The following is a 25,004-nucleotide window of genomic DNA, read 5'->3' as shown; positions in this document are numbered from 1 at the left end:
ACGGGATAGCTTCGCTTCACCTAAATTACCCCATTTTTTTCTTCTTCCAAGCCTCCACAAACGGCAAAAACACGGACACCAACTCCTGCCGATTCATCACCAAAGTCGGATAAGAAATCCTGCCGTAATTCTTCCCCACTTCCAGCGGAAAAATAGCCGGGGATTCCAGTGGCAACCAAACCGCACCAGCAGCCTTCACAATTACCCAACTCCCCGCAATATCCCAAATTTTCGGAGTCGCTTCCACCCCTCCCATAGCCACACCCGAAGCCACAGTCAAAAAATTGTAACTAGCCATGCCCAACATCCGAACTTTACTCGGAAGATGAGGCCCGATTCCCACACTCCGCGAACACAAATTAAAAAAATGATTGCCGCTCATTTTATCAGCAGTCGGCCGAATTTGCTGCCCGTTTAAAAACGCACCTTGAGGCATATTGTCAAACACGCCGCCCGCAAAATCAGGTGCATAAAAACCGTGAAAAGACTGATTAATTGGCGGCAAATGTACGCAGCCAAAAACCGGAGTTCCGCGATACAACAAACCCAAAGAAATACCCCAAATCGGAATTCCCCTAGCAAAATTAGTTGTAGCATCTAAAGGATCGACAATCCAGCACCATTCAGTATCGGGGAAAACCTGTTCGCCTTCCTCACTTAAAATCCCGTGAGTGGGAAAAGCAGATGCGATCGCACTTCTAATCTCCGCATCCGCCCAATTATCGGATTTCGTAACCAAACTGCCGTCATCCTTCTCATCCGCTTGCACGGAACCGAAATCTTGCAACAACTTCTGTCCGACTCTCTCGACAGTAACCCGTGCAAAACTTAAAATAGAATCCCAAAAATTAGTCATTAGTTATTCGTTATTAGTTATTGGTTATTGAGTATTGGAACTAACAACTGCCACAGGCCAACTGACAACTGACACCGACCAACTGACAAAACATCAGTCTAATTCATTTTCAAGAATAGTGGCGATCGCACTTTTAGCATTATCCTGAAACTCCCCAACATCCACCCTACCCAACAGCCAAACAGCCAGAATCATACCCGCAGCCGGCACAGCAAAAACTAACCCGTAAGCTAACATCGGCACCCCAAACAAACTCCTGCCAAAATCCAAAATAGCACCGCCGCTAACCGTCGCCACACCCCGCGCCATCGCCTGCGACAAACCCCAAGCACCAATAAAAGTCCCAGCAGTTTCTGCAGCAGTCAAATCCAACATCAAACTCAGCGCACCAGTCGTTGTAATACCTGAAGAAAAACCAAACAACATTAAAGCCGACTTAAACACAATTGGATTTCCTGTAAATCCAGATAAAATAATTAAACCAAAACAAGCCGCCACCGACAAACAGCCCAACCTAATCGTATTTTGCTTGCCGATGCGCGGTACAATTAAAAAGCCAGTGGCGCTCAAACCAAAAAGCACACCAGTACCGTAAATAGCATTCAAGCGAGTAGTTTCCGAAATCGGCATCTTAAAAATTTCCCCGCCGTAAGGTTCCAAAACCGCATCCTGCATAAACAAGCAAATTGTCATAATCAGCAGGAAAGTAAAAAACAAACCGGTTTGGCGGCTAGCAGTCAAAATCCGCAGCGCACTTCCCAGAGTAATTTTATCTTCTCGATTCACTGCGCTCGATCGCACCCCGTACCGCGAATACTTTTTCTCAACCCCAAAAGTCGCAATCCCCACCAACAGCAAAACAAGTGCCGGCACCTTCACAAACAAACCGTTAATCGAAGCCTGCAACACTTCCCGCGACACATCCCCATCAATTTGCTTCAGCAAACCGCTGCTAATAATCGCCCCGATAATAATACCAACCATCAGCATCGACCACACCACACCCACCAACTTCGATCGATCTTCCTCATCCGAAACATCCACCAACAAAGCAGCAAAAGGAGTCGAACTCGAACAAATAGCAATACCGTAAAGCGCAAAAATCAAACCCAACAAACCCACCCAACCGTAAGTAGCAGTCGTCCATCCCACAGCCTCCAAACTGCCGCCCAAGCCCCACATTACCTGTACCGCCAAAAAAGCAGAAATCACAAACAAAACGCTTCCTACCCACACATAACCCGTGCGGTGATGGCCAAACAAAGGCTTAGCATCAGACATTTGCCCGAACCACACCCTAGCCGGGGCGACAAACTGGTGCATGGCCAGCGTACCAGCCACCACAGTAGCCGGAATCGCCAACTCTTTAATCATCACGCGATTGAGCACCCCCAGCGTCAAAATCGACATCATGCCCAATCCCATCTGAAACAAACCCAACCGGAACATAGTCAGCAGGGTAACTCTCTTGATAGCAGGAGTCGCGGAATCTGTTAATCTTGAATCTGGCAAACGGTCGATCGACATAACTATTCAAATAAACACAGCATTTGCATTTATAGTAACTGAGATATCGCCACCAGCCGCGTTTCCTCCCCCGGCTAGAAGCTCGATCGCGATTATTCGTATAAATTCATATAAAAATAAAGAGAATCAATAACTGTGGATTTACCAACCGTGACAACCATTACCCTAGGACAAAACGGCCCAGCCGTCATTCCCCTGTGCGTCGGAACTTGGGCTTGGGGCGACAAACTATTTTGGAACTACGGCAGCAACTACGGCGCTGCCGAAGTCGAAGCAGCATTCAAAACATCCCTAGACAGCGGAGTCAACTTCTTCGACACAGCCGAAGTCTACGGTAACGGCTTGTCAGAAGAATTACTGGGGCAGTTTCTCAAAAAAACCACCCAACCCGTGCAAATAGCCACCAAATTCGGCCCCCTACCTTGGCGGATTACAGGAAAATCTGTTTCCGACGCTTTGAGTGCTAGCTTAAAACGCTTGCAAGTACAACAAATAGCCCTCTACCAAGTACACTGGCCGTTTGCTTTTTTACTAAGTCAAGAAACCCTGATGAACGCCTTAGCCGACGAAGTAAAACAAGGCAGAATTCAAGCAGTAGGAGTCAGCAACTATTCAGTAGAACAGATGCGCCAAGCCCACAAAATACTAGCAGCCAGAGGCGTTCCCCTAGCAACAAATCAAGTCCGGTACTCCTTGCTGTCGCGGCAAGTAGAAAAACAAGGAATTGTGAGTGCAGCCCGCGAATTGGGCGTCACAATTTTAGCTTACAGCCCCTTAGCCCAAGGATTGCTCACCGACAAATACACAGCCCAAGAACCACCTACAGGAGCCCGCAAAATGGACTCCCGCTTCAGCAAAAGCGGCCTCGAAAAAATTGAATTAGTCATGTCCACGCTGCGGAAAATGGGCAAAAAGCGCGATCGAACTCCCGCCCAAGTTGCCCTAAACTGGTTGATATGCCAAAACGGAGTCATTCCCATTCCCGGCGCCAAAACCGCCAAACAAGCCCAAGAAAATGCAGGCGCATTAGGCTGGAATTTGAGCCAAGATGAAGTCAACCAATTAGAATTAATGACACGTCCTTGGCGAGAATAAATTTGTTAATTGTTGAGTGTTGACTGTTGACTGTTGACTGTTCGCTGTTCGCCGTAGGTTGGGTTTTACTTCAGTCTACCCAACCTACAGTTTACTTTCTCATCCCCTCTTCCTTCTGCCCTCTCCCTTCTTCCTTCTTCCTTCTTCCTTCTTCCTTCTTCCTGACATCCGTTACATCCGTTACAGAATCCGTTGCCGAACTTCCTTCTTCCTTCAATTATGAAAATTTTAACAGACTGGGGTTTCACGCGCGAAGGCTGGCGCAAAAACAGCCGCGGCGAATATTTAGTTTTGCTGCAAGGAGGATTGCTCACAGCATTTACAATCTTGCCAGTTTATCAACCGCCGGGATTCAAAATCACATCAACTCAATTAATTTATCTGACCTGGATTCTAGCAAGTATTCTCGGTTTAGGCGCATTAATTTTAATTGTCAAAGGGCTGATAGATTTGGGGGAAAACCTCACACCTTTACCCTATCCCAGAGAAGATGGAGAATTAATCCAAACAGGCATTTACGGAATAGTACGGCATCCGTTGTACGGCGGGTTAATTTTAGCAGCTTTCGCTTGGACAATTTTTCAACTTAGCCTCTCGCACTTAATTGCTACTGCAATTTTACTGATATTTTTCGACATCAAAGCCCGTCGCGAAGAAGCTTGGCTGAGTGCAAAATATTCCGAGTATTCTGAATACCGCCAACGAGTCAAAAAATTAATTCCGGGAGTTTATTAAAAGTTCAGGGCAAGCTCATCTAATCCGGTTGCATCGTAATTACTTAACGCGGTCATCGCAATTAGCAATTATATCACACCAAATCCGTTAGTATCGGAATGATTCATCTCTCTCTTCTGGAGACTCGGTAAACTCTGGGGTTTAATCATTCCGGTGACACCGGATTTGATATAATATCCTGGACGCTCGATAAAGGGTTAATCTTATAGTCTTTTTGTTGCAAAAGCTCTGTTGCCTTTAGTTCTTCAATTTGCTCAACAAAATAATCATAAACAATGTCGTTGAATAACTCACAAACAATGCTGTTAGCTTTCTCCAAACGAGATTTGTAGTCTTTGCAAACGGATTTTCTGCGTAGATGTTGGCGAACGCTGCGATCGGCATACCGTTCTCGTTGGCGCTCGCTACGAATCTCCTTCATCCAGGTTGTATGTAGCGTTAGTGCCAAGTTGAGTGGCTTTGGATCGGGGGGAGCACTTAAACGATAAATGGGTTTTTGAAAGCTGTCGGCATGAAATACCCAAAATTCATCACAAGCTTGGGTCTCGTTATTTGGATCGTCGGATAGAACAGTACAAACGATGAAGCCGTGTGTGGATGGATCGTTCCCGTTTAATGGTTCAGAACTAGGAACGAATTGAGGTGAGGAGGCAAAATATCCTGATGGAAACTGGAAGGCATCTGCAATACTCATTGTTTTAGTATCGATTCGCAGTAAAGTCAGGGGCTTATCTCCATTGGGAAGATTCTCGATCGGAATCGCTCTATATTCTCTTGATTTATAAGCATCATAAATCTGCTGTGGAACTAACTCCCAACTGAATCCCCAAGTAATCCAGTAGATGTTTTTAACTTGTGTTTCTGAGTTATTAATATCATCCCGGCAAAGTTCGCTATGGGTATAAATTGAAGGAGACCACGTTGCTTCAGTATCCCGAAGAACTTGCATTGTTTCAATTTCACCGTTGTTGCCATCAATGACATACTTTGCTAAGGCTCCCAGGTCGGTCGTACCAACCTGTATTCCTTCTAAATCGGAGCGAAGACAGGGTTTTCCTGGAACGGAACGATCGTACTTTGTAATCCACTGAGTTACATCCCAACCGTTAGGATGTCCGACATGAAGGGTAATTTTTCCATCGGGATTGCTGTAATCAGCAGCAAAATGGGAAATCTCGTAGGGCAAAATGATTTGCTTTGCGGGTAGAGGTGAAGGTGGCTGATTTTCCTCTTGTTTATCTGCGCTTTTATCCCCACAAACAAAATAGGGAGAACTTTCTAAATCTTCCCGCTTGACAACATACAAAATTCCTTGAGGTAAAGGCAGAATATCTCGGAGAAATTTTGCGCGAAGACCTGCGCCTAGCGCCCATAATTGTTGGAAAAAATCTTTTTTTAGGAATCCCAAAAAGAAAGGTGAAAAGATTTGAGAAAACTCCATCTTGAATGCAATATCAGCAAGGATAATGAAGCGTTCTGTAATCGCAATTTGATGCAGAGACTGTTCGACGATCGCAGGTTGACCTTTTTGCGGACCATCTGCAAGAACTAAACGCCAGCGCTTGAAGCTGGGTTCTTGAGATTTTCCAGATCGATCGTTATATAAATCTACTTCATCATCTGACTTCGAGCCTTCACTCGGAAAGCGGTAGTAAATTAAGTCAGTGAATCGTCCGAACTGTTCGTTAGCATTCGCTCCACTTTTAAGAAATCGATTGAGTTGGTCAAATATCCAATTAATGGGTTTTCGATATAGCCCGTTGTATCCTGTTGAGTAGTTAGTCGTAAAGATACCAACTTCAGGTTCTGCGGTTCTATCTGTTTGGGTGAAGTCAACAACAGGATGGGCGGAATTAATGTATACGTCAAACGGATAGCTGCGAAATACTGAAGAAATAAGTTGAGAAACAATTGGCAAGATGCCTATCCACCGATCGGTCGATCCAATGGGGGCAATCAGTTCTAACGAATCAGGATCGATTTCATAGGGACGACCTGCATCGATCGTGACAATTAAGCGATCGCCAACTCGCAGAAATGCCGTATTGAGTTGATTCCTACCTCCCAAAAGGAAGCTAAACCGGCTGGGTCCTCCATTCCGAAAAGCTGCAAAGTAAGACCAGAGACCATACTTTTTGGAAAATGCAGTTTCAGGCTGCCAGAGGGCGCGATCGCTGGCTGGAGTAAGGGCAAGATCGGCGTAGTAGCAGGGCGTTTTGGCAATTCGGGTTTTGAGAATTGCTTGATCGCGCTCAAAGCCCAAACGATACATCATGCCATCGCCCGTGAATACTGCTGTACCATCTTCTTGAGGTCGATCGTCAGCTTGAAACAAAGCACCCACAACAAAAACATAACCGTGCAATCCCGCAGGTAGTTTAACTGCATCTCCCTCAGCAGCGAGTTCCCAATCTTCTCGATCGTTCCTGACATACTCTCGAACGAACAACGCCAAATTTGTAATTTCATCTCGATTTGCTTTAATTGCGGATCGAGGTATAAAGTTTTTCCTACAAGGTTCGCCAATGAATCGTGCTTGTTGTGGCTTCATATTGCTCCGAGTTCTCTCAAGTTTGCTTCCTGTGCTAAAGTCAAGCCCCCGATTCCAGCGATTTGCATTCCTTCATAGGGACGTTTGGGTTTTAGCACTGCCAAACAAGTTTCAGTTGGCAAATCCCAAATCCGGATGGATTCATCTTCACTGGTACTAATTAATTGGCGACCGTCAGGACTAACTGCAACCGTCCAGACCCAATTGGTATGCCCTTCTAAAGTCTTCAAGCATTCTCCTGTTTGACTGTTCCAAACTTTAAGGGATCGATCGGAACTAGCACTGGCAACGGTTTGATTGTCAGAGAAAAACACCGCACTAAAAACCCATCCTTGATGTCCTTGCAGCGTTTGCAGGCATATTCCGGTTTGAACATCCCAAATTTTCAGCGTTCGATCTAGGCTAGCGCTAACGAGTCGATCGCCTTTGGGGTTAAAGGAAAGCGTTCCCACTCGTCCGTTATGTCCCGTTAGGGTGGCGCAGCACTCTCCTGTGGAAACATTCCAAAACTTAATTGTAGAGTCATCACTGCCAGTGGCAAGCGTGCTGCCGCTGGGATGAAAAGCAAGTGCAGGGATGCGATCGCGATGCCCGGTTAAAGTAGCAAAACAAGTTCGATCGTGCCATCGCCACAGTTTAATGGTTCGATCGAAGCTGCTGCTAGCCAGAATTTCTCCACCCGGACTGAACGCCAGTCCCCAGACTTCATCTCGATGCCCTTTCAAGACAGCTACACATTTCTGCTGCCGCCAGTTCCAAACTTTAACAATCGCATCCTGTCCGCCACTGGCGAGTAACTCGTTATTGGCATGAAAAGCTAGCGATGCAATGCCGGTTGCATGGGCTTTCAATTCCTGCAAGCATTGGCGATCGACACAATTCCAAATCCGCAATGTTTTGTCCTTGTGTCCAGTAGCAAAAAACTGACCGTCTGCACTGAGGGACAAAGGTCGTACCCAATTGGAGTATCCTGTTATTGTTGTTAATCGATGCCCAGTTTTAATCTCCCAAAATGCGATCGTCTGATCCTCGCTGCCCGTAGCTATGGTTTCTCCATCGGGACTAAATACCGCCCTCCACACCTGGATCTGATGCCCGCCTAAAGAACGCAAGCACTCACCTGCAGTAACATCCCAAATTTTTGCAGTACAGTCTGCACTAAAGCTTACAAGTAATTGTCCGTCAGGACTCCAATTTATCCCCCAAACCCAATTCGTATGCCCCTCTAGAACTCTGACGCATTGCCAATCGGAAACGCGCCAGATCCGGATGGTGCGATCGAAACTCGGGCTGGCTAACCACTGTCCGTCAGGGCTAAAGTTTAAGCCCGTTACGCAGTTGGTATGTTCGGTTAGAATATGCAAACGTTGCCCTGTTTTAAAATCCCAAATGCGAATCGTTTTGTCAAAACTTCCACTCGCGAGAAGACTGCCGCAGGGACTGAAATTAGCAGCGATGACAGGGGCGCCATGTCCTTCCAAAATGCCCAGATAGGTTCCATCAGTAACATTCCACAATCGAATGGAGCAATCTGCGCTGCTGCTAGCAATAACTTGTCCGTCAGCACTAAACGTAACGCCGTAGGCGCCATCGCCATGTCCGCGAAGAGTACGCTGACAGATTCCTTTTTGTAAATCCCAAATTTTCACTGTGCCATCATCGCTGGCGCTAGCGAGTAGTTCACCTGTTCGATCGAACGCAATATTTCGCACCCAGTTTGTGTGACCTTGCAATGTCAGAAGATGCTGCCTATCTGTGACTTGCCATATTTGAATTTCGCAATTCGTGCTGCTTGTAGCTAATGTTTGCCCGTCAGGGCTGAACTGGATGGAAAGGATGCCACCGAAGGTTTGATTAAATGGCGAATCGATGAACTCAGAGTGCGAAAAGTTGACATCGTGCAACTCAATTTCTTGCAAAAAAGCTTGGCGAATCACTAAGTTAGAAAAGTCATATCCCGAAAGGTTCAAGTTGAGAGAACGATAGAGATTGAGCAAGTTTCCTGCTGCGTAGCCGAGTTTCAGTTCGTCTTCGCGCCGTACCACTTGTAACAAAGTATCCAATCGCTGGCGCAGAGATGCTTCGGTTCTGAAATATTTTTGTAGTTCTTTAATGAGGGGGTCAAGAATCAATCGTGTTTGCGATTCTCTGATAAAATCCTTCGCCTGAGCTTTGATTAAAGCAACTGTATTAAGCAGAGATAACCGACCTGTTTTAATTTCTTGAAAAACTCGTTCTAGCAGTTGATTCGTGACATATTCCATCACTACGGGTTGCAGGGTGAAATAGCCCGATCGTTTTTCAATTAGAGAACGACGTTGCAGTGAATCTAGTGCTTCCAGTAGCTCTCGGGCGATCGCTGTCGGGAAAAGGTTTTCGCGCAGATCGCCTAGCGGTGTCCAATCGCGTTCAACCGCCAACCAATACACGATCTGTTTTTCTAAATCGGTCAAGCGATCGAACTGCTCGCTCAACAGTTTCCCGATATCTCCAAAGAGAAGGATTTCTTGTCTGAGTAATTCAGCAACATTGCCATCAAAAAATTCCTGAAGGGTTGTGGCAATAACGTTCAGTGCCAATGGATTGCCTCCGTACCGTCCAATCAGGGGACTTAATTCGGCTGCTGAACCAGAGTAGCCTTTGACTTCAAAAACTCTATATCCTTCTACTTGACTTAAACCGTTAAGCCGCAGCGATCGCACGGGAGATTTGGGTCCTTCTAGCTGAACTAACTCAGCAGGCTTTTCTCGGCTAGTCAGGATCGCACAACTTTGATGCTGTGTTTCTCCAATACATTTCAGTAGCGATCCGTAGCTTTCATACCCACTTCTATACTCTCCTGCTTGAGTTCCTTCAAGAAGGATTGTCTCGCAGTTGTCTAGAACTAATAAACACCGCTGCTGCAAGCAGTCCAGTAGGTTTAAAATTTGCCCGTCCAATGTTTCAGGTAATTTAGCAATAGGGGTGGGACTGAGAAACTGAATCAAATCGACCAGGAGATAGTCTAAGGGCGGGGCATTTCGCAGCGATCGCCAGATTACGCGATCGAAGCTTTCTTCGATCTGGCTGGTTAATTTGACGGACAAAGTTGTCTTGCCAATTCCTCCCACCCCAAACACCGCAACTAGCTTGCACTCTTCCTGAAGTACCCACTGTGTTAGCGTTTCTAACTCCCGTTCTCTGCCGAAGAAAACGGAGATATCGGGCGCACCTCTTAAGTCTCTAGATCTTTTAACAGCATCTCTACTTGGCTGCGGGCTAACGGTTGCTGAAGCATCAAAATCCATCTCGGCGATCGCTTGACTGTCTACGGATAGCCTCAGACAGATTTCTTCAAAAACTGCGCGATCGACTGGTTTTCCCGTCAAAAAATTGACAACGGTAGAACGAGCTAAACCAAGCTCCTCGGCTAGCGCTTGCTGGCTGAGAAAGCCGTTGCGCCTAACCGATGACTTGACCAATCCTATGCAATCCGGGCGAACTTTGAGCGATCGTGGCATATCAAATTTTTAATCTAGTCACATTTTAGATGAAATTGCTCAAAAGTCAGCCTAACTCAGTCATTCTCAGTCTTGAACTCAGTCAGCACTCCTGTTTCATTAGATTATCGCCACTGATACCAATCACCTAGGCGAATTACAAGGGGTTGAAAATAGATTTCTAACTCCCTGTAAAGCTTCAAAAACTTCCCATCCAGGAGAACAAATTTTATGAAACGGTTTCTTGCGCTCATGTTTGCAGCTCTCGTTTTGGGTACTTCTACCACGCTTATAGCAGGATCGATCGTAATCAACAGTCAAAAGGCATTGGCTTATCGCATACGCGACCATACACCACGCCCTTATCCGACTGATAGCCCTAGAACTCATACGGGGTGAAAACACATTGATGCAAATTCCTGAAATTGTGTTTGTTTAATTCCCTCAACTTTGGAGATAGTTACCATAAATTCACTTCAAAGTTAAACCTAATTCAAAATTGTGAAACTAAAGTAAAAACATGAAACCTTCTAACGAATGCTTTGCACTTATTGAAAAGTGGGAAGGACTCCATAAAGAGCTTCCTGACGGACGGATTCAAGCATACCTAGACCCTGTTGGTATTTGGACAATTGGTTATGGCTCGATCGAACATTTGGACCTCAACAGACCGATTTTAGAGGGTGATATTATCACACGAGAAAAAGCAGAGCGATGGTTGCAAATTGAGATTGCTGAAAAAGCAGAAGATGTCGATCGATTGTGCAAATTTAAACTCAAACAGTGTATGTTTGATGCCTTGGTTTCCTTCACTTACAACATCGGCATAGGCGCATTCAGCGAGTCAACTCTATTGCGAGAGCTCAACAAAGGCAATTATGAAGGAGCAGCCAAGGAGTTCGATCGTTGGGTACATGGTGAAGATAATGGCACAAAAAGACCTCTGCAGGGATTGGTCAATCGTCGAAACGACGAAGAAACTTTATTTCGGCGCGATGGTTTTTTAGGTTTAGATCTAGCAATAGGCTTTGTGATAAAGCCAGCAGATTTGGCTCAACCGCCGAAGCGAATATTGCCTTATAAACCTGCTCCCGTACCGTTACTGTTCGATCGTACCCTAGAAAAAGGACTTGTTGGAGAAGATTGTTACATTCTCAACTGCGCTTTAGCGGGACTCAAATTTCTGCGTTTGGGTTCTCAACCTAACGAATTTACTGACATTACTGATAGTGCAGTCAAGCTTTTTCAAACCCGCGAAGTTCTCAGCCGAGTTGATGGAAAGGTAGGTCCAGAAACGAGGAGGGCTATAGAGAATGCTCTCAAGCGCGCGCGCAAAGAGATATCTGTCAATTCATCTGGAATAGATGGGGGTGTATACTGCCGTCTCACACGCACGCGAGGAGAAGCCTACGAAGGACTTAAATTGTGCAAACTCGACTTCGTAAATCCTCAAGGGAATGTAGTTGTTGATTCATTAAAAGTTATTTCTGGTTTAGCGAGGGCTCAGAACTTTTTAATGTGGGACGATCCGGAAAGTCAACCGGGCAATCTGGCACCTATTCCACAAGACAATTACTATATTTCGGATATCGATTGGGCAGGTGGCAAAGACAATTACCACGCTGCACACCCGATAAATGGAAATGGACTCGGACCTGTATGGGTACCTCTTGTTAAATCGAAAGAGCGTTATGAAAGTTGTCGGCTAAATGAGATTGGTTGTCGAGATGCCTTCGGCTTTCATGCAGATTGGAACTGGATTCAAAGTGGTATAAGTCCGGGTAGTGAAGGCTGCGTGTGTGCTACTACAATTGATGATTTGAAAAAACTTGTGGAATTGCTCCGCAAGTACGATCCGCGCCTGTTAGTTGTGGACTGGGGACTGTAGATATTGTTGGTTAGGGTAGAGTTTCATCTATCCTAACTTTAATCACCACATAACGCGAGAGGAAGGATGCAGGTGCGATCGCTCTTTCCTCTAGATCGACAACAAGTGAATAAATAGTTAAATGTATGACACAAGAAATGCTTGAAAAAATGGAGAGTCAAACCACTAGATGGCATCGCTCTGCCGTAATATTGCACTCTATTTCTGTAATTTTAGGAGTAACTTCGGTACTCTCATCAATAATTGTCGCTACCTTTATCGACGAACTAGGAAGTTTCAGGACAAAAATTTTTGCTGGACTAAGCGCAGCTTCAGTGGCTATCCTTGAGACGACAGGTGTTGGACCAAAAGGTAATGGATTTCGTCAAGCCCAAAGACACTTAAAAGCCGAAACCATTAGATTTCGTGAAGGTGAAAGTTCTGTTAAAGATTTAGCCCAAGCTTTTATAGAAGCAGAACTGATGATAGGAGATTTAGTAATTAAAATGCCATCTACATCCGACGCGGAACAAAAATGATACTTACAAGTGAAACTCAGCATTTGAGTATCGCAGCGGCTTTTCTCACCGACAGGGCGATCGAGTTGGTTGATTCTTTGAATTAAGAAGGTTGCAAGTACGTGAAGCGAAGCTATCCCGAACGCGCGTGCTTTCGGTGAAGGGTAGGGAATCGCCCTTCTAATTCAAGCCACTCTAATTGCTCGTGGTGCTGAAATTGAATACCCGATCGCAGCAGTTATTGAGATGGCGAACGCCAGTTTTCTCGACACAGAGGCATTAGGTTTCGTAGATTGCAAACCAGGACGCGGGCAGTAAAATTGTAATATCTTTTAGGATGCCGATCGCACCTCGTCACTCCTTCATCTCCTCACCAAATAACGGAAATAAAGGTGAAGAGTCCGCGCGTGCGAAGCTATCTTCCCGTAGGGGTTCCCGAAGGGTAGGGAATCGCTCTTTCCCCTGACTGATGACTCATGACCGAAAGCATCCAGGATACAAGCCCCCGGATTCATCCGTCCAGAAATAAAAAACCTGTATCCGATGAAACTTGCCCCCCGAATTTATCGGTGGGGTCAATCCTTCAATCCTTCAATCTAAAATCTAAAATCTAAAATCGATTGACAGCTTTCTTGTCAACGGTCAACTGACTTTCATTCGTGTGGCGTACCATCAGGCATCACCGCACCCTTTAAATTCGCCCCTGCCAAATTAGTATCCAACAGCAAAGCATTTCTCAGATTAGCACCCTTCAAATTAGCACTTTCCAGATTAGCCATCCACAGATTAGCACCATCCAAATTCGCCCCTTCCAAATCAGCGTTAGCGAGAAAAATACCTTTCATAAAAGCACCTCTTAAGTTAGCAGTTCTCAAATTACTCCCTCCCAAATAAGCATCCTCTAAAAACGCATTTTCTAGATTGCTTCCCTCCAAATTTGCCCCAGCCAAATTGCTGCTGATCAGGTAAACCCCGGCCAAATTTGCCTGTTTTAAGTTAGCATTTACCAAATGCGCGCTCCACAAATTGGCATCTTTCAGGTTGGCTTTTTCTAAATTGACGCCTTCCAGAAAAACTTCGCTCAAATTCGCCCCGGAAAGATTGCAACCTTGACATTCCCTAGCTGTCAGCAATTGCCGGACTTGATGCTTGACTGAGGAACGGTTCGCTGCGACAATTATTAAACCTGTAGTTGCTAAGGCAATAATACTAAAAGTTGCCACCCCGATCGCACTTACAATCTTATTTTGTCCCGCGCCTCGAAACATCCGCTTGCAGCCCCTAAAAATATTTCGATAATTGTTCGTATTTATAACCTAGTTCATTCCTCCCCCTGCCCCTATGAAAAAACAGTTAAAATTTAAATTACTCGCGATCGCCCTGATCTCCATCTTAGCAAGAATCGGTATCGGGTGCGATCGCATTTTCACAAAACCCTTTCAACTTCCCGCCTCAGCCAAACAAGAACCCTGGCCAATTCAAACAGGCCTCCGAGCAGCCATCCTCCGCGACAACATACCAACAGTCAACCGCATAGTTTTAGTACCCGACGAAGCCACATTCTTAGCAGCCATCCAAAAATGGAATCTCAAAGGAAACTGGCCTATTCTCATCGAAGACAAAAAATATGCGCCCATGTTTTTGCAGCGCTTTCAACCCGAAGAAATAGTGCGTTTGCCAAGCATCAAACAGCAACTGCCAAAAGGTCAAAAACTCCAACAATTAATGCGGAACGCCGCAGCAGCAGCCTGGAATGCCACCGATACTCAAACCTTAAAAGCAAAATGGACGCAACTCGGCTGGGAACCCCCAGGAGTAGTAATCACATCAGAAAACGACCCCGCACGCTCAGCAGCAGTTGCCTTAGCAGCCGCTCACGGTCAACCTTTAGTATTTCTAGAAGGCAACTTCGGAAAACCCAACGATACCCTCAATAACACACAGTGGAAAACTCTGCAAACAGCAGTTACAAAAGCTGTCGAATCAACCGGATATTTTTACTCTCAACTCGCAGATCCGATCGACACAATAACCATTGTACGCCAACTAGCCGTAAAATATCAATCCCCTGAAAAACCAGACGAACAACTAGCCGTTACCGACGGTTTGGGACGGCACCCGAACGGCGAACGCTGGGCGGCTGTCGGCTGGATTTACGGCTCGGAAGTACGATCGATCTATCAAGCCATGTGCGCGTTATTTCTCGATACCGAAACCGCCATGCTTTATGACAGTTACCCCAAGGAAGGAAATTGGGGAAAATATGAAATGGAGGAAGCAGCTAGCGGACTAAATACCATAGGTTTGAATGTCGAAATAGTGCAGAAACCAGAATCTAGCTTGGAAAAGTGGCGGAGTTTAGCCTCAAAACCGTGGACATTTGACTTAATATTAATGAATTCCAAAGGCTATCCAAAATCATTTCAAGTCGGCAACGGCGACGCTTCTGTCGAGGACATACCAAAACTCCAATTTCCCGCAGCAATCCACATGATCCACAGTTGGTCAGCAGCAGCCCCAGATGACACAAACACCGTTGCCGCAAGGTGGCTACAAAATGGTGCTTACGCATATATTGGCAGCGTCAACGAACCTCTTTTATCTGCATTTATTCCACCTAAATTAATGGTCGATCGCCTGAAGCGAGGGGCACCCTTTTTAATCGCAGCACGCCAGCTAGAATCCCCTCCCTGGAAAGTCACCACCATCGGCGATCCGCTAATGTCGATCGCCAAATCCAGACCAAGAATTCCGCCCACTCAACAACCGATCTGAATATTATGCGCGAGGGATTTGAAATTTGAGATTTGTGGTTTTAAGGTAAAATCTCAAATCACCAATTCTTTAATCGGAATGTTGTGTTTCACTGAGTTATACGATATTACAAGTTCACTGATGCGATCGCCCTAAGCGCCAACACTGTAAATATACTTAATTAGCACGATCGCGAGAGTCTATCTAAGTTTGAATGTAACTCAGAATACAATCGCGCCAAATGTGCTGACTCTCTTAATCGGTCATTCCACCCCAGCCGCCAGCCCCAAAAATTCCCCCCCTAAAATACGCCTTAATTAACTTGTCAATTCCCGTAAAATCACTCAAAATTAAAAAAAGAAATAAAATGTAATATTTATCTAACTTCTCACAGAAGAATTAACCGCTAAATGAGAGTCACCCCTCCTGTGGATCTGCCGCCACCCGGGCCAACCGCAGCAACTCCCCAAACCTCCCGCCTAAGCCCGCTATTCAACCGCCTGCACCCCAGCCCAGAAACCCTCCTGCTCATCCTCTCCCTAGTCATAGGGGGAGTTACGGGCGCAGGCGTCGTCACCTTTCACTATCTCATCCACTTCATCCACAGCCTGATGCTGGAAGACTTCATGGGGGCGATCGCCTCGAAAGGCTCTTGGACGCTAGCCTGCATTCCCACCCTCGGCGGAGTCATGATCGGGCTGATGCGGTGGCGGTTTCGGGACTTTGGCCCGAATATGTCTTCCTTAATTGCAGCCACCCGCGGCCTGCAAGAACTCTCCCCCCTCAAACCCATCACCAAAATGGTGGCAGCCTCAGTTTCTCTCGGCACCGGCGCCTCCCTCGGCCCGGAAGCCCCCAGCGTCGAAATCGGCGCCAACTTCGGAATGCTGCTGGCTCAAGTTTTGCAGCTCTCCCCAGAACGGCAGCGCTTGCTCCTCGGTGCCGGAGCAGCAGCAGGTTTATCCGCCGGGTTTAACTCTCCCATCGCCGGAGTATTCTTTGCCTTAGAAGTCGTGCTCGGCAGCACCTTTGCCACTTCGTCAGTCAGCGTTGTTTTGCTCTCCGCCGTAGTTTCGGCGCTCATCGCTCAAATCTGCTTGGGAGCTCAGCCTGCTTTTTCTTTGCCGATATACGATGTCCGCAGCCCCCTAGAACTGCCTCTGTACATGGGATTGGGACTTTTGGCGAGCGGAGTGTCTCTAGCCTACACAGAAGCAATTCAATTAGCCGATCGCTGTTTTCAAGGCAAAATCCGAGGATTTGCTTGGCTCGGACGACTGCCCCGGCCGCTTCAGCCCATCATCGGCGGGGCCTGCGTCGGCTTAGTCGCCCTGCAATTTCCTCAAATTTTGGGTGTCGGCTACGAAACAGTCCAAGCAATGCTCCAAGATGTTAAATTTTCCTTGCCTTTGCTGCTGCTGCTGCTGTTTGTCAAACTGGCGATGACAGCAATCAGCCTCGGCAGTGGTTTAGTGGGCGGTATCTTCGCTCCGGCGATGTTTTTGGGAGCTTCCCTGGGTTCGGCTTACGGCCTCTTTTTGGAAATGCTGCCGGCAATGAGCGATCGAGTCGCCGGCCCTCCCGCCTACGCAATGGTGGGAATGGCCGCCGTGCTCGCCGGCAGTGCCAGAGCACCGCTGACAGCCATCCTATTGATGTTTGAATTAACCCGCGATTATCGAATTGTCTTGCCTTTGATGGCAGCAGTCGGATTGAGCGTTTGGCTGGTGGAGTGTGTCAACCGCCGATCGACAGCCCACAGCCTCAACCTTCAGCAAATGGGCGTAGACGTGGCTATCAATACACCGATCAAAGCCAGAGAACAGTTGCAGGATTGGGAAGATGTTCTGGGCGATCGCATCGTCACAGAACTGATTTCTTGCCAAATTCCCATTGATGACGAACACAGGGACGATGAGCCTGTGCTGGCGATCGCCAATGCACATTTGGCGGAAAATGTCAAACCATTACCTGAAACAAAATCAGCAGTTTGACCCTGATCCAATCCCGTTGGTTCGTCACAAAACCAATAACCTCAAAGCTAAATCTGACAACTATGATATTTATCAACCCTAAAACCGATTACGCATTCAAAAAAATATTCGGTTCCTCAGAAAGCAAAGACATTCTAATTAGCTTTCTCAACGCTCTAATTTATGAAGGCAATCCCACCATTGAAGACTTAGAAATTATCAACCCGAATCTTCCTCCAAAACTTGAAGGTTTGAAAGATACTTATCTGGATGTGAAAGCAAAACTCAACGATGGCACTTTAGTAATTATTGAAATGCAAGTGCTCAACGTCCAGTCTTTTGGGAAACGAGTTTTGTACAATGCAGCGAAGACTTACGCTTTTCAATTGGAAGCAGCCCAAGGATATCGAATGCTGAAGCCAGTAATTGCTCTGACAATTACTGATTTTGAAATGTTTCCTAACAGCCCAGAATTTATTTCCAGGTTTGTGTTCAAAGAAGTCAATACAAATTTGACTTATCCCGAAAACGAGCTGGATTTAGTGTTTGTAGAGTTGCCAAAGTTTACCAAAGGACAGGAGGAACTTGAAACTTTAGCAGACAAATGGATTTATTTTATGAAAAATGCGAGAAGTCTGACATCGGTTCCAGAAACAATGGATAGCATACCAGAAATACATGAAGCTTTTAATATTGCGAATCAAGCCAGTTTGAGCAGAGAGGAAGTGGAAGATTTGGACAGAAGAGAACAGTTTATTTATGACCAACAGGGAGCAATTATTAAAGCTGTTCAGGACGGCATAGAACAAGGCATAGAACAAGGACGAGAAGAAGGAATGCGAGAAAAGGCGATCGCGATCGCCAGACAATTAATTTCACAGCTAGATAATGCCACGATCGGCAAAGTTACCGGGCTTAGCGTTGAGGATGTGCAAAATTTGCGCTCGGGCGATTCATAGCTTAAAGTAATTGGGTACAGGATTGGCGTCAGACATAGTGATGAACAATTTTTGATTATGGATGCTCCCAAAAAACTATTGATCCTCGATCTTGATGAAACTTTAATTTATGCTACCGAAGCATCTCTCCATCGGCAAGCTGACTTTTTAGTAGAGCCCTATCACATTTACAAACGACCGTTTCTTGATGTCTTTTTGAAAAATTGCTTAGACTGGTTTGAGGTGGCAGTTTGGACATCTTCTACGCCGTCTTATGCGATCGCAATTGTGTCAGCCATCTTTAAAAATCCTAAAACTTTATCGTTTGTGTGGGCAAGCGATCGCTGCACAGTTGCTTACGATATTGAATGGTTTGAATATTACAATCGCAAAAATCTAAAAAAGGTCAAGCGCAAAGGGTATCGTCTAGAATCAATCATTGCAGTAGATGATACGCCTCAAAAGTGGGAGCGCAGCTATGGCAATCTGGTGCGAGTAAATCCCTTTGAGGGGGATGAGACGGATAATGAATTGAAGTATTTGCTGCTTTACTTGGATCAACTCAGATATGAAGAAAATATCCGCAGTGTCGAGAAAAGGTTCTGGCGAAATCGGCTTACCCAATCGATCGGTGAGTCAGATATCTCAAACACTTCGTCAAGTCGCATAACAAATCGATGAAGCGGACGGCATGAATATCTTGGTGCTGAGTTTGATGTTACTTGCCGTCGCCGATCTCGCCCGCCCTCAACCCCTCGACATCGCAGACAGTGGCGCTACCCTCAACTCTGGGCTAAAATAGATAGAAAATTATAAACAATAGGCAGAGAGGGGCTTCGGTGGCAGGAAACGAGGCAACTGCAAAAAACAAAAGTCAAAAAATACCCGAAAAAACCCCCTTGGGTTCCACTCATTACAGCTTGTTAGGGCTGCATCCTTCAGCCTCTGCGATCGAAATTCGGCGATCGTACCGGGAACTGAGCAAACTCTACCATCCCGATACCACCGACCTGTCGCCCGCAGTCGCCACCGCCAAATTTCAGCAGCTCAACAACGCCTACGCCACCCTCAGCAACCCAGAACGTCGCCTCGCCTACGACCTCAAAATAGGCTATTCTCGCCTGAACGTGATTGCGCCGCCCCCAGGCTTCAATACTCCGGTTTCGGGCTCGGGCAAAAAAACTTACAACTCCGCTTACCTAGATCCCACGGATCGACCTCTTTCCCCCGGAGAAATGTTCGCTCTGTTTATCATGGGAGCTAGCTTAATCGGATGTTTGGTACTGGCGATCGCGATCGGCTTAATTCGCGGCAATTAAAGCCTCAAATCCCAAATCCCCAATCCTCAATCCCCAATCCCAAGCCTAAAATCCCCATCCCCAATCCTCAATCTAAAATCTAAAATCTAAAATCTAAAATCCCAAATCCCCAATCCCAAGCCTAAAATCCTCAATCCTCAATCCTCAATCTAAAATCTAAAATCTAAAATCCCATGACTCTTCCTTCCGCTGACACTCCTTTGTACAACCATCCGCTACCGGAAATCGAGCAGTGGCTCATCAGCCGCGGCTGCCAGCAAGACCGGCAAGAACTCCACTCCTGGCAGATCGATCGACCTACCTGGAAAGCAGAACTCTCCCTCGATATCGACCAACTCACCATCCGTTATATCAATGCTGGAGCAGACGGCCAAGATATTCAGCGAGCCTTCAAATACTCCCTCTCGCGTCAGGACATTGAATCTGCCGTTTTCTCCGGCCCGTAATTAGATTTTAGATTTTAGATTTTAGATTTTAGATTTTAGATTTGTCCTCCAATCTCAAATCTAAAATCGTTATGTTGAGCGGGAGATGAGTGGAATTGGTATTAGATTTTAGATAGGGAATCCAGGTAAGAAGCATCAACCGTGCAAGCATTTACATGGGATTGCGAGTGGGACGCTTGCTGTATTTTGCTGTGCGGGACGCTCGCCGGTCGTAAAAACGTTTTTTACTTTCATGGAGATGCTCCCTCAGAATCCACACCTACTTGAAAACTGAAAAATCAACCAAAAAATCTAAAATCCCAAATCCCAAATCGTTACACTTTGCCAAATCGGCGGCTGCGCTGCTGATAATCAGACAAAGCGCGGTGAAACTCCGATCGATCAAAATCCGGCCACAGCGTCTCAGTAATGTAAATTTCCGAATAAGCCATTTGCCATAGCAGAAAATTGCTCAACCGCATTTCCCCGCTCGTCCGGATCAGCAAATCCGGGTCACAAACATCAGCAGTATACAAATAGCGTTTAAATAAAACCTCATCAATCTCCTCCGGCTGCAGCTTCCCCTCTTTCACCTGAGTGGCGATCGCCCGACAAGCTTGTACAATCTCCTGACGCCCCCCGTAATTCGTCGCCACAGTGAATAGAATTCCCTGATTGTGCTGAGTTGCCGTCACAGAACGCTCGATTTCCGCCTGCAAAGACTTCGGCAAAGCCTGCAAATTCCCCATAAATTGAATTTGCACGTCCTCGTCCACCATCTCCCGCAATTCTTGGCGCAGCTTACCCTCAAACAAACTCATTAAAAAATCCACCTCCCCAGCCGGCCGCCCCCAATTCTCCGTCGAAAAAGCATAGGCCGTTAAAGCAGGAATCCCCCAATCTTTGCAGCACCGCAGCAGTTCCTTCAGAGTGCTAGCTCCTCGGCGGTGTCCCGCAATCCGCGGCAACCCCTTATTCTTAGCCCAGCGCCCGTTCCCGTCCATAATCACTGCTATGTGCTTAGGCAGTAGTTCTTGTTGCAGATCCTCCGGCAACTTTTCCAAGCAAATTCCTTGACTCATGGTTTCTCCCGATTACCCGACTAACGGCGCAGTATCCGTTTTAATAGCGTCACTCCCTTCAATCCTATCTGGCGTCCGAGATTGCCGATCGGAATTGGAGCCACAGCTCTTTCTCCCTCCGACGGAAACAGCTTTGCTTCCAGCAATTCCTTAAGTTTGCTGCTAGTCAAAGGTCGATTTAACATTCCCATCTGGGCTAAAGAAATAGAACCCGTTTCTTCGGACACCACCACGCACACGCAAGCTTGCACCCGTTCCGTAATCCCCATCGCCGCCCGGTGGCGGGTTCCCAACTGCCGCGACGCGCTGCGATCGGACAAAGGCAAAATTACCCCCGCCGACACGATCCGCGAACCTCGAATCAAAACAGCTCCGTCATGCAGCAAAGTTTGCGGCTGAAAGATTGTCTGCAACAATTCTTTAGAAACTTCTGCATTTAGCTTTAATCCCGGCACCGAAAAATCTCGATCGTCGATCGGAGAATCTGTTTCTATAATTAGTAAAGCGCCCGTGCGGTTTTGCGAAAGTTCTTTTACAGCGTCCACAATTTCATCTATTACGCTGTCCGGTTCGGGATTTGGTCGGCGATCGCGTCCAAACAATTGCCGAAATTCCCCCCGACCCAATTGTTCTAGAAATCGGCGAAACTCCGACTGCAATATTACCGCCATTGCCACAGCCGAACCAGTCACCAAGCTGTTGAGGGCAACGTGCAACAGCCTCAATCCAGCCCAGTTGCTCACCGCCGCCGCCAGCATCAAAATGATAAATCCCCGTACCATCCACAGCGTTCTGCGCTCGCCCACAATGACGAGCACCAAATACGCAAGGGCAAAAACCAGTCCAATATCGATCCCTTGAATCAATAAGGACTGAACCAGGGCAAAGTCAAAGCCAGATTGTTGATTGTTCATGGTTCATCGAACGCTACCGCCTGTGAACCGCGAACCGTGATGCACTCGAACCCGTGAACCATGAACAGTTGTTATAAGGAATATGCTGAAAATCCCCGTGTTTTTAGACCGGGGAGTGTCAATCCAATCGCGTGACTGAACAAGGCAAAATTTAAAAGTGAAAAAGCAATCATCATTAAGTAAAGATGGATTGTCTTTCTTTTAACTTTTAACTTTTAACTTTTAACTTTTGAGCTCCGAGTCGTTCAGGAAGGCGGTCAAGCCTTAGCAAATCCTGGTAAGTTTCCCGCTGTATAATCGTGTTAACTTCCCCATTTCTCACTAAAACTGCTGCCGGTCGGGGTACTCGGTTGTAGTTAGAAGCCATGCTGTAATTGTATGCCCCTGTAGCCGTAACCGCGAGGACATCTCCGGCCCGACACTCTGGCAATTTGGCATCTTTAATCAGAACATCGCCTGATTCGCAGTGTTTCCCAGCAATTGTCACTGTTTCCGTTAAGGGAGCAGACATTTTACCGGCTGCGAGGACTCGATAAACTGATTGATAGGTAATAGGACGCGGATTGTCCGACATCCCTCCATCTACAGCTAAATACGTCCGCATTCCCGGAATGACTTTTTGAGAGCCAACGGTATAAGCAGTGACGCAGGCTGTACCGACGAGCGATCGACCCGGTTCGCAAAGCAATTTTGGTAATGGCAATTGCTGCCGCTCGCAAGCTGCTACCACTGCGGAGCAAATTGTACGAGCCCAATCTTCAATGCTGGGAGGATCGTCCGCTTCAGTATAGCGAATGCCCAACCCGCCGCCAATATTAATTTCTGTTGCTGGCAGACCATAGCTCTGTGCTTTAGTCAAGGCCTGAACAATGACTTCGGCTAAATCGTCATGGGGTTGCAGTTCAAAAATCTGAGAGCCGATGTGAGCGTGCACCCCCACGCAAAATAATGACGGCTGTTGGCTGATGAAAGTAAATACTCGATCGAGCGAGTTGGGATCGAAGCCAAATTTACTATCGATTTGACCCGTCTGAATGTACTCGTGGGTGTGACACTCAATTCCAGGAGTAAACCGCACCATAATTCGTGTCGGCCCACCTGTGAGGCTGCTGACACCCAATTGTCCCAACTCTGCTAGAGTCTCTAAATCCCGCCAATTGTCGGCTACGGTAATGCAGCCGTTTTCGACAGCTAGCTGGAGTTCCTCGCGGGACTTGTTGTTACCGTGGAAGTAGATTTTGTCGGGACTGACACCGGCTTGCAGTGCTGTGTGGATTTCTCCGGCGGATACGACATCTATGCCTAAACCTTCCGAAGCTGCGATCGCGCAAACTGCCAAACAACTCCAAGCTTTAGAAGCATAGATCACTTGAGATGCGCCCGGATAGTAACGCCCGAAAGCGTCCCGGTACTGGGTGCAAGCCGCCCGCAGCGTTTCTTCGTCTAAAATGTACAACGGCGAGCCAAATTGCTCCACCAAGGCTGTCACCTCGCAGCCTCCGATTTCCAACCGATCGCTGCTGTTAACGCTGGCTGTCAGCGGTAACAGTTCTTGATTTGGCGATCGATGTTGCAGGGCTTGTTGAGACTCAGACAGATACTTAAGTCCCGATTCCACCCCGAAAGATTGAGTTGATACCATCGCGCAATAACTATCCTAGGTTATTAGTCAGCAGTCATTAATCAGCAGTCAGCAGTCGGCAGTCATTAATCAGCAGTCGTTGGCAGTAGACTAATGTCTGGAGACTTGTGAGTCATGACTCACAACTAGCAACAAACAGCTAATCGCTACCGTGTTTTCCAGTGTACAATTTACAGCCGTGCGTTTTCTACAAATTAAACATCTCGCCGCCGAACAGCTCAACAGTGCAGTAGAACTCGATCGGCTCTGTTTTGGCGGACTTTGGACGATCGAAGGCTACAGACGCGAGTTAGACAGTCCTAACAGTGATTTACTGGGTTTGTGGGCATCGGAAACCGAGGTCGGCAAATCAGAAAGATTCGACAGCGAATTCGAGTCGATCGAACCCAACAGCATTCTCAACTCAAAACCGCTCAGTGTTGAGAGTTCCTCGCCAGTACCTCCCAACTCAAAACTTACCCCAACTCTCATCGGTTTGGGTTGCCTGTGGGCAATTTTAGAAGAAGCTCACATTACAATTTTGGCAATTCATCCTCGCTTTCAAGGTCAGGGTTTAGGACAAGCTCTGCTTTGGGATTTACTAAAAAAGGCTCACTACAGACAATTAGAACGGGCAACCTTAGAAGTGCGTGAATCTAATTTAGCCGCAGTGTCTCTTTACCAAAAATTTGGTTTTAAAGAGGCTGGACGGCGGAAACGATACTACGAAGACACCGGAGAAGATGCTCTGGTAATGTGGCGCAACAACATAGAGAAACCAGAATTCCAGCAATATTTAGCGGTTGAAAAAGTGCAAATTTGCGATCGGCTCCATCAGAAAAACTGGCATTTGGCGATCGATGGTTTTGAGTTTTGAATGTAATTTATTGGGCCTTTAACTTGCATTGACCAATAATTGGTTGCTCGATATCAATTTAGTTCAAAATTCTCATAGGGAATCAACTTCAGCATGGGAAGAAACATCTGCCTGCACGGCCATACTTACCGCTTTGCTCCGCGCTTCGATAATTTGACCTATCTCGCGCCCTAAGCTGGGTTGACGTTCAATCATCGTATTTACAGCATCTGAGTAGATGACAATAACTTGCAAATCGTCAACGGCGACGATTGATACCGGACTCGGTTCCCCACTAAACAGTGCCATCTCGCCAAAAAACTCACCGCGCAAAATATTCATTACCTCCAACTCCATGCCCAACTTGTTCGTGACTGTGACCTTAGCCTGACCCGCAATGATAATGTACAAAGCATTATACCAATTTACTATGAAGTTGCACTTAATATAGCTTCAAGGATATAGTCCCAACCACAGAGGGATAAAACTTCTTC

21 protein-coding genes are annotated in these 25,004 nt (G+C 46.5%); 11 read left to right on the top strand and 10 right to left on the bottom strand.

From position 1 onward, the window contains the following. Positions 1-25: 25 nt before the first annotated feature. Together QUA13_RS08460 and QUA13_RS08455 are read right to left on the bottom strand one after the other, a co-directional pair. A complete protein-coding gene (locus QUA13_RS08460) occupies positions 26-856 on the bottom strand; it encodes an inositol monophosphatase family protein (protein WP_333197911.1) in 831 nt (276 codons plus the stop codon). Between the two features lie 93 nt (positions 857-949). Continuing rightward, positions 950-2,383, bottom strand: coding sequence for a BCD family MFS transporter (locus QUA13_RS08455; RefSeq protein ID WP_333197910.1), 1,434 nt, complete (start codon positions 2,381-2,383; stop codon positions 950-952). A 150-nt stretch (positions 2,384-2,533) separates the two neighbouring features. Between QUA13_RS08455 and QUA13_RS08450 the strand changes: the two genes are divergently transcribed. Then, on the top strand, positions 2,534-3,478 hold the full coding sequence (locus QUA13_RS08450) for an aldo/keto reductase (RefSeq protein ID WP_333197971.1): 945 nt from the start codon (positions 2,534-2,536) through the stop codon (positions 3,476-3,478). 91 nt (positions 3,479-3,569) lie between these two features. Here QUA13_RS08450 and QUA13_RS08445 read toward each other — a convergent pair whose 3' ends face one another. Continuing rightward, the gene (locus tag QUA13_RS08445; RefSeq protein ID WP_333197909.1) at positions 3,570-3,695 is read right to left on the bottom strand and encodes a hypothetical protein; all 126 of its coding nucleotides are present in this window, start codon (positions 3,693-3,695) and stop codon (positions 3,570-3,572) included. A gap of 2 nt (positions 3,696-3,697) precedes the next feature. Here QUA13_RS08445 and QUA13_RS08440 point away from each other — a divergent pair, with 2 nt between their 5' ends. Next, entirely contained in the window at positions 3,698-4,213 is a 516-nt protein-coding gene (locus QUA13_RS08440; RefSeq protein WP_333197908.1) for an isoprenylcysteine carboxylmethyltransferase family protein, read from the top strand. Positions 4,214-4,358: 145 nt separating this feature from the next. Here QUA13_RS08440 and QUA13_RS08435 read toward each other — a convergent pair whose 3' ends face one another. Both QUA13_RS08435 and QUA13_RS08430 read right to left on the bottom strand, forming a co-directional pair. After that, entirely contained in the window at positions 4,359-6,764 is a 2,406-nt protein-coding gene (locus QUA13_RS08435) for a carotenoid oxygenase family protein (RefSeq protein ID WP_333197907.1), read from the bottom strand. Then, entirely contained in the window at positions 6,761-10,264 is a 3,504-nt protein-coding gene (locus tag QUA13_RS08430; protein ID WP_333197906.1) for a WD40 domain-containing protein, read from the bottom strand. Before QUA13_RS08430 ends, QUA13_RS08435 begins: the two co-directional genes overlap by 4 nt. Positions 10,265-10,763: 499 nt before the next feature. On the opposite strand from QUA13_RS08430, the gene QUA13_RS08425 reads away from it, so the two are divergent. Both QUA13_RS08425 and QUA13_RS08420 read left to right on the top strand, forming a co-directional pair. Beyond that, on the top strand, positions 10,764-12,131 hold the full coding sequence (locus tag QUA13_RS08425) for a glycoside hydrolase family protein (protein ID WP_333197905.1): 1,368 nt from the start codon (positions 10,764-10,766) through the stop codon (positions 12,129-12,131). 125 nt (positions 12,132-12,256) lie between these two features. Further along, positions 12,257-12,649, top strand: a complete 393-nt coding sequence (locus QUA13_RS08420) for a hypothetical protein (RefSeq protein WP_333197904.1) — start codon at positions 12,257-12,259, stop codon at positions 12,647-12,649. Positions 12,650-13,281: 632 nt separating this feature from the next. Here QUA13_RS08420 and QUA13_RS08415 read toward each other — a convergent pair. Next, entirely contained in the window at positions 13,282-13,896 is a 615-nt protein-coding gene (locus QUA13_RS08415; protein WP_333197903.1) for a pentapeptide repeat-containing protein, read from the bottom strand. 73 nt (positions 13,897-13,969) lie between these two features. On the opposite strand from QUA13_RS08415, the gene QUA13_RS08410 reads away from it, so the two are divergent. From QUA13_RS08410 to QUA13_RS08385, 6 genes are all read left to right on the top strand, one after another. Then, entirely contained in the window at positions 13,970-15,403 is a 1,434-nt protein-coding gene (locus QUA13_RS08410; RefSeq protein WP_333197901.1) for a hypothetical protein, read from the top strand. Positions 15,404-15,792: 389 nt separating this feature from the next. Next, positions 15,793-17,376 (top strand): chloride channel protein, encoded by a 1,584-nt coding sequence (locus QUA13_RS08405; protein ID WP_333197900.1) that lies wholly within the window; start codon positions 15,793-15,795, stop codon positions 17,374-17,376. A gap of 62 nt (positions 17,377-17,438) precedes the next feature. After that, entirely contained in the window at positions 17,439-18,314 is an 876-nt protein-coding gene (locus QUA13_RS08400) for an Rpn family recombination-promoting nuclease/putative transposase (protein WP_333197898.1), read from the top strand. A gap of 57 nt (positions 18,315-18,371) precedes the next feature. Then, positions 18,372-18,974, top strand: a complete 603-nt coding sequence (locus QUA13_RS08395) for an HAD family hydrolase (protein ID WP_333197897.1) — start codon at positions 18,372-18,374, stop codon at positions 18,972-18,974. Between the two features lie 158 nt (positions 18,975-19,132). Then, positions 19,133-19,612 (top strand): DnaJ domain-containing protein, encoded by a 480-nt coding sequence (locus QUA13_RS08390; RefSeq protein WP_172185484.1) that lies wholly within the window; start codon positions 19,133-19,135, stop codon positions 19,610-19,612. Positions 19,613-19,785: 173 nt separating this feature from the next. Next, positions 19,786-20,058 carry a DUF3143 domain-containing protein gene (locus QUA13_RS08385; RefSeq protein ID WP_333191356.1) on the top strand — a complete coding sequence of 91 codons (273 nt, stop codon included), beginning with the start codon at positions 19,786-19,788 and terminating at the stop codon, positions 20,056-20,058. A 314-nt stretch (positions 20,059-20,372) separates the two neighbouring features. Here the strand turns inward: QUA13_RS08385 and QUA13_RS08380 are convergent, their stop codons facing one another. From QUA13_RS08380 to lysA, 3 genes are all read right to left on the bottom strand, one after another. Beyond that, entirely contained in the window at positions 20,373-21,119 is a 747-nt protein-coding gene (locus QUA13_RS08380; RefSeq protein ID WP_333191354.1) for an isoprenyl transferase, read from the bottom strand. A gap of 20 nt (positions 21,120-21,139) precedes the next feature. Beyond that, on the bottom strand, positions 21,140-22,033 hold the full coding sequence (gene cdaA, locus QUA13_RS08375) for a diadenylate cyclase CdaA (protein WP_172185478.1): 894 nt from the start codon (positions 22,031-22,033) through the stop codon (positions 21,140-21,142). A gap of 208 nt (positions 22,034-22,241) precedes the next feature. Further along, positions 22,242-23,675 carry a diaminopimelate decarboxylase gene (lysA, locus tag QUA13_RS08370; RefSeq protein WP_333197895.1) on the bottom strand — a complete coding sequence of 478 codons (1,434 nt, stop codon included), beginning with the start codon at positions 23,673-23,675 and terminating at the stop codon, positions 22,242-22,244. 178 nt (positions 23,676-23,853) lie between these two features. On the opposite strand from lysA, the gene rimI reads away from it, so the two are divergent. Then, a complete protein-coding gene (gene rimI / locus QUA13_RS08365; RefSeq protein ID WP_333197894.1) occupies positions 23,854-24,531 on the top strand; it encodes a ribosomal protein S18-alanine N-acetyltransferase in 678 nt (225 codons plus the stop codon). A gap of 72 nt (positions 24,532-24,603) precedes the next feature. Here the strand turns inward: rimI and QUA13_RS08360 are convergent, their stop codons facing one another. Next, a complete protein-coding gene (locus tag QUA13_RS08360; RefSeq protein WP_333197893.1) occupies positions 24,604-24,921 on the bottom strand; it encodes a cyclic nucleotide-binding domain-containing protein in 318 nt (105 codons plus the stop codon). Positions 24,922-25,004: the final 83 nt, after the last annotated feature.

Origin of the sequence: Microcoleus sp. S28C3 (assembly GCF_036700785.1) — a bacterium.
GTDB lineage: Bacteria > Cyanobacteriota > Cyanobacteriia > Cyanobacteriales > Microcoleaceae > Microcoleus > Microcoleus asticus.
The sequence above is the reverse complement of the archived record's forward strand: the minus strand, read 5'-3'. Positions and strand labels throughout refer to the sequence as shown.